General features: G+C 67.8%; 4 protein-coding genes. 3 read left to right on the top strand and 1 reads right to left on the bottom strand.

From position 1 onward, the window contains the following. Positions 1–108: 108 nt before the first annotated feature. From APQ99_RS13100 to APQ99_RS11280, 3 genes are all read left to right on the top strand, one after another. Positions 109–399 (top strand): DUF7344 domain-containing protein, encoded by a 291-nt coding sequence (locus APQ99_RS13100; RefSeq protein ID WP_455708950.1) that lies wholly within the window; start codon positions 109–111, stop codon positions 397–399. Positions 400–629: 230 nt separating this feature from the next. Continuing rightward, positions 630–3,893, top strand: coding sequence for an oligosaccharyl transferase, archaeosortase A system-associated (locus APQ99_RS11285; RefSeq protein ID WP_136361380.1), 3,264 nt, complete (start codon positions 630–632; stop codon positions 3,891–3,893). A 2-nt stretch (positions 3,894–3,895) separates the two neighbouring features. Then, positions 3,896–4,837, top strand: a complete 942-nt coding sequence (locus APQ99_RS11280) for a DUF368 domain-containing protein (protein ID WP_244288983.1) — start codon at positions 3,896–3,898, stop codon at positions 4,835–4,837. A 20-nt stretch (positions 4,838–4,857) separates the two neighbouring features. Here APQ99_RS11280 and APQ99_RS11275 read toward each other — a convergent pair whose 3' ends face one another. Next, positions 4,858–6,069, bottom strand: a complete 1,212-nt coding sequence (locus APQ99_RS11275) for an FAD-dependent oxidoreductase (protein ID WP_136361381.1) — start codon at positions 6,067–6,069, stop codon at positions 4,858–4,860. Positions 6,070–6,107 lie beyond the last annotated feature (38 nt).

The following is a 6,107-nucleotide window of genomic DNA, read 5'->3' as shown; positions in this document are numbered from 1 at the left end:
AGCTGGTCCTCGTGAATCTCACTGTCTGCTTGCTGGGTCGTAGACACACCTTCAGCAAGCAGACGTTCTAACTAAGCGGCTTTGTGATGTACTGATAATGTATTCTCCCTGCTGAGTCATCGCCGTCGACGCGCAATCATCCTCGCACTCGCAATCACCCCCTGGAACCGTGTCCATCTCCGACAGCTCGCCGATGTCATCGCCATTCTCGAAGCTGATAGTAGCCGAACAGCAATCCCGACACGACAAATCACGAACGTTCGGACGAACCTGAAGCGATCCCACATTCCACCACTGCGTACCGCTGACGTCATCACACAGACAGCAGAATCAGGCCTCCTTGAACCCGGGCCTAAATTCGAGGACACGCTTCGCGTGCTCGGCACAGCCAGCCAGTGAACAACCCTATCCTACTCAACCACAGCTGACACCCTCCACTCCGTGGGGACCGAGCTACCTAATTCAAAGACAGGATTCCGCCCTATAGAGCGAGGCGGTGAACGGAATTAGAGAGTATATTCCCGACGATTCTTCGGAGTTAGTAGACAGAGACTCTCACGCTCAAATCCACTGACAGAGCCATCGATAGATAATAAGGCTTATTCGCGCTCTGTCAGTCCATACCAGCAATGAGTGAGAAGACCGAAGCGTCGCGGTTGTCGTCCGTCTCCGTGGACGACGTCCTCGACGCCCTCGAAGACTGGTACCACGTGCCCGCCCTGGGTGCGGTGCTCGCGTTCATGTTCTGGGTGCGCGTGCAGTCGTGGGACAACTTCTTACAGAACGGGGAAGTGTATCTCTCCGGAAACGACGCCTACTATCATCTGCGGCAGGTGACGTACACTGTCCATCATTTCCCGGAGACGATGCCGTTCGACCCGTGGACGAACTTCCCGCACGGCACGCTTGCCGGACAGTTCGGGACGCTGTTCGACCAGATCCTCGCGGCCGTCGCGCTGGTGGTCGGGATGGGGTCGCCGTCGGAGCACACCATCGCGATGACGCTGCTGCTCGCGCCGCCGGTGTTCGGGGCACTGCTGGTGGTGCCGACGTACGTGATGGGGCGGCGGATTGCCGGCCGGCTCGGCGGCCTCTTTGGAGCGGTCATTCTGGGTCTGCTGCCGGGGTATTTCCTGCAGCGGACGCTCGCCGGGGCCGCCGACCACAACGGCGCGGAGCCGCTGTTCATGACCCTCGCGGTGGTCGGGCTGATGGTCGCGCTGTCGGTCGCCGAGCGCGAGAAACCGGTGTTCGAGCAGTTCCGCGCGTGGGACGCCACGGGCCTCCGTGACGTGGTTGGGTGGAGCGTGCTGGCCGGCGTGGCGACCGCGGTGTACATGTGGGTGTGGCCGCCGGGCGTGCTGTTGGTCGGGATCTTCGGCGCGTTCTTCCTGGTGAAGCTCGTCGGCGATTACGTCACTGGAACGAGCCCCGATCACGTCGCAGTGGTTGGCGCAGTGAGCATGACGACAACGGCGCTGTTGATGTTCGCACCGCTGGGCGAGAGCGGGTTCGGCGTGTCGGGGTTCTCGTTCCTCCAGCCGGTGTTCGCGCTGGGCGTCGCGGTCGGCTGTGTGGTGCTTGCGTGGCTCGCACGGGTGTTCGATGAGCGGTCGCTCAGCCCGGCAGCGTACGTCACCACGGTCGCGGGCACGCTCGTGGTCGTCGTCGGTGCGCTCGCCCTGGTTGCGCCGGGGTTCTGGTCGTCGCTGCAGTCGAACCTCCTGAACTACATCGGGCTGAGTTCGACCGCGGACACGCGCACGATCGGGGAGGCACAGCCGTTCCTGTTCCGCACCGGGCGGTACGGCCTGGGGATGTTCGGCGTGGTGTTCCTCGAATACGGGACTGCGTTCTTCTCGGCGCTCGTGGGTGCCGGCGCGATCCTGTTGAAGCCCCACCTGACCAGCGGGTCGGTGCGGCGGATCGTCGGGGTGGCGGGGGCGACCGCCGTGCTGGCGATCGTTGCCGTGTCGCCGGCGGTGCCGGCGGCGATCGGTGGTGTGGTCGGCCTTGCCGGGCAGCTCACCGCGCTCCTCATCGCCGCGGTCGTGCTGGCGGCGATCGCGGCGACCGGGCAGTACGACGCCGACAAGCTACTGTTGGTGGTGTGGGGGGCGTTCGTCACGTCGGCGGCGTTCACACAGGTGCGGTTCAACTACTACCTGGTGGTGCCGGTCGTCGTATTGAACGCGTACGTCCTGCGGGCGGTGCTTGCGGCGGTCGACCTCGACCGTCCGGTGGCGGCGATCGAGGGCGTTTCCTGGTACCAGGTCGGGACGGTTGCCATCGTCGCGTTGATCGTGTTGGTGCCGGTGGCGGCACCGGCTGTGGCCGAAGCCACGAACAACGACTCCGCGTCGGGGCCGGTGTCACCGATCAAGCTCTCGAACAACCAGAACCAGCCGGTGCCCTTGCAGTCAGCGATCACCGCAGGACAGGGCCAAGGTCCGGGTGGTGTGGTGGCGTGGGACGACGCGATGGACTGGTATCAGTCCCATACGCCCAAGCAGGGGACGTACGGCGGGGCCGACAACGCCGACGCCATTGATTACAACGGGACGTACAGTCAGACCGAGGACTTCGATTATCCGGCGGGGTCGTTCGGCGTGTTGTCGTGGTGGGACTACGGTCATTGGATGACCGTCCAGGGGCACGCCATCCCGCACGCGAACCCGTTCCAGCAGGGGGCAACGTCGGCGGCGAACTTCCTGTTGGCTGACGACGAGCAACAGTCCGAGTCCGTGCTCGCGGACATCGAGGAGGACGACGCCAAGAACCGCTACGTCGCGGTCGACTGGAAGATGGTGATGCCGCCGCTGCCGTACCTCAGTTCGGGGCAGTCGAAGTTCAGCGCGCCGGTCGTCTTCTACGATGGGCCACGGGACCTCTCACGGGGTGACTTCTACCAGCAGGCGTACAACGCCGACTGGGAGGAGAACCGGATCTCGAACGCGCGGTTCTTCCGGCAGTCGCCGCTGCTCAAAAAGCAGGCGTACTACGAGTCGATGATGGTGCGGCTGTACCGCTACCACGGGTCGGCCAAGCAGGCCGAGCCGGTCGTGGCTGACTGGCGCCGCAGCGTCAACACCGGACAGGGGACGGCGGCGGCCTTCGACGCGGCGACGAACAACACCAAGCAGTTCGATTCGATGGCCGACGCGAGGGCGTACGTCCGCAACGATTCGACCGCGCAGATCGGCGGCACGGGCAGCCTGCCGGAGGCTGACGTGGCTGCGCTGGAGCATTACCGGCTGGTCGGTGTGAGCGCGAACCACACCGCGCCCGCGAACCTGTGGTATCTCGGCGGCGAGCTGAGCACCGAGTATTATCCGACGTCGGTGAAGCTGTTCGAGCGCGTTGACGGGGCGGCCGTCACGGGCACCGGCCCGGCGAACACCACGGTGAAGGCGTCCGTGGAGCTGAATATCACGCAGATGGAGTCGAACGAGGGGACACATCCCTCGTTCACGTACACACAGTACGCGGACACGGACGCTGACGGCGAGTTCACGATGAGGCTGCCGTACTCCACGACGGGCTACGATGAGCTCGGGCCGGCCAACGGCCACACGAACGTGTCGGTGCGTGCGACCGGACCGTACACGTTCACCGCGGGAGACCAGGCGGGCAACGCGAGTGCAGTGGCCGCGGACACGGCCAGCGTTTCCGAGTCGCAGGTCGTCTCCGACGGGGCGACACCCGTGACGGTGTCGTTGGACCCCACTGGCGGGGCGGCCGGGAACGAGACTGCAACGAACGGATCAGTGGCGACGCCCACAGCCGACGGCGAGTCGGCTGACGGCGACGGCATGGACGCCGACACGACGAACAGCACGGCCGGCGCGCTGCCGGCGCGTGTTGGCGCTGAGTTGACCCACCGCGGACACTGATCGTGGCGTCGACACTGCGTGCGTGGCTGGCCGTCTACGCGAAGGGCGCGGCGATGGGGGCTGCGGACGCAGTGCCCGGGGTCTCCGGGGGCACGATCGCGCTCATCGTGGGGATCTACGAGCGGCTGGTGAGCGCGCTCGCCGGCCTCTCGGTGGCTGACGTAGCAACAGTGGTGGCGCTCGTGCCGCGGCTGGGCAGTCGGGACGGCCGGGCAGCGGTCGCCGAGACGCTGCGCGCGTTGGACGTGCCGTTTCTGGTCGTGTTGGGCGCTGGCGTGGTGTCCGCAGTGGTGACGGTGGCCAACGTCGTCGACGTGGCGTACACCCAGTATCCGGGCCTGACGTTCGCGTTCTTCTTCGGGCTCATCGCGGCGTCGGTCGTCGTGTTGATCGGTGAGGTGGCCGTGGACACGCCGGGCCGCATCGGCGCAGCGCTGGGTGGGTTCGCGCTCGCGTTCGCGGTGAGCGCGCAGGCGACCGCGGGCACGCTGCCCGACGGGCTGGCGGTGATGGTCGTCACCGGCGCGGTGGCGATCTGTGCGATGGTGTTGCCGGGCGTCTCGGGGTCGCTCATCCTGTTGACCCTCGGGAAGTACGAGACGATGACGAGCGCCGTCAGCACCGCAGTGGACGCCGTGGCTGCGGGGGCTTTGGGCGACGCCGTCGCGCCGGTGGCGACGCTCGCGGCGTTCAGTTTGGGGGCGCTCGTGGGGATTCTGACGTTCGCGCGCGCCGTGCAGTGGGCGCTGGCGGAGTACCGGGCGGCGACGGTGACGTTCCTGGTTGCGTTGATGGCGGGCGCGCTGCGGGCGCCGGCGGTCAGGATCGCCGACGCGACGGCGGCGTGGACGGTCGGGAGCGTTGCGCCGCTGGTTGCCGCCGGCGTCGTGGGCGCGGCTGCGGTGCTGGTGTTGGACGCGACGACCGACGACCTCGATTACTGAGCGACCGTTTCCGCGCGGCGTCAGCGCGCGTCGGCGTCGGCCGGACTGGCGGCATCGAACGTATCGACGAGCGCGTCGAGTCGTTCGGGGTCGTCGTGGCCGGGGAGCGGTTCGTTCGCGGTCCGGCTGGGCTCAGTGACGCCGAGCCGGTCGGCCACGAGATCCGCGGTCGCCTCCGCCATCAGCCGGTGGGTGGTGAGCTTCCCGCCGACGACTGTGGTGAGTCCGGCGGTGTCGTCGCAGTCGGCGTGATCGAGCACGTAAAACCCACGGGAGATCGCGCGGGCGTCGTCGCCGTAGTCGCTTGGGCTGTACAGCGGGCGGACGCCCCAGTAGGTGGTCCGGATCGGGGCGTCGCTGGCCGCCGGCAGCAGGGCGCTGCATTCGTCGATGACGCGCTCGACGGCGGCGTCGGGGGTGGCGAACTCGTCGGCATCGTCGACGTCGACGCTGGTGGTTCCCAGGACCGCGGTGGAGCCGTGTGGCACCACGATGTCGCCGTCAGCGGCGGGCCGGCAGCGGTTGAACACCGTGTCGGTCTCCGGCGTTTCGACGGTCACCATGACTCCGCTGGCGGGATGCATATCGACGTCGACGCCGGCGGTTGCGGCGAGGTCGCCGGCCCACGCGCCGGCCGCGTTCACCACGTGGGTGGCCGACAGCGTCGTCCCGTCGGCGGTTCTGGCGCCGGTGACGCGGCCGGCGTCCGTGGTGAGCGCCGTGATCGGCTCGTGGAGGCGGATCGTCGCGCCGTGGGCGCGGGCGTCCGCGGCGGTCGCAGCGACCAGTCGGGACGGCAAGACGACGCCGTCGGGAACGACCGCGACGCGCTCGGCGGCGGGCGTGAGAGCGGGTTCGCGGGCTCTGGCAGTGGCACCGTCGATGACAGACACGGGGATGTCGGCGTCGCGGCAGGCCGCGACTTTCGTGTCGAAGTAGGCGGGGTCGTCGCGGGCGTGCTGGACGAAGAAGCCGTCGGTGTCCCGGATGCACGCGCCGGCGATGTCCCGGAGGACTTCGTTTTCCCGGATGCATTCGCGGGCGTCGGCCGGCGTCGAGTCGGCGTACCGGGCACCGCTGTGCAGGAGACCGTGCGAGCGGCCGGTGGTGCCGCTCCCGAGGCCGCCGCGGTCGACGAGGGTCACGTCGACGCCGCGGAGCGCGAGGTCGCGGGCGACGCCGACCCCGGTTGCGCCGCCGCCGACCACGAGCACGTCTGTCTGGTGGGTCACGATCCGGCGTTAGGCGCGCCAGCACTTGGGGGTTGTCG

Source organism: Halobacterium salinarum DSM 3754 (assembly GCF_008124605.1).
GTDB lineage: Archaea > Halobacteriota > Halobacteria > Halobacteriales > Halobacteriaceae > Halobacterium > Halobacterium salinarum.
This window is presented reverse-complemented; position numbering and strand designations above follow the sequence as displayed.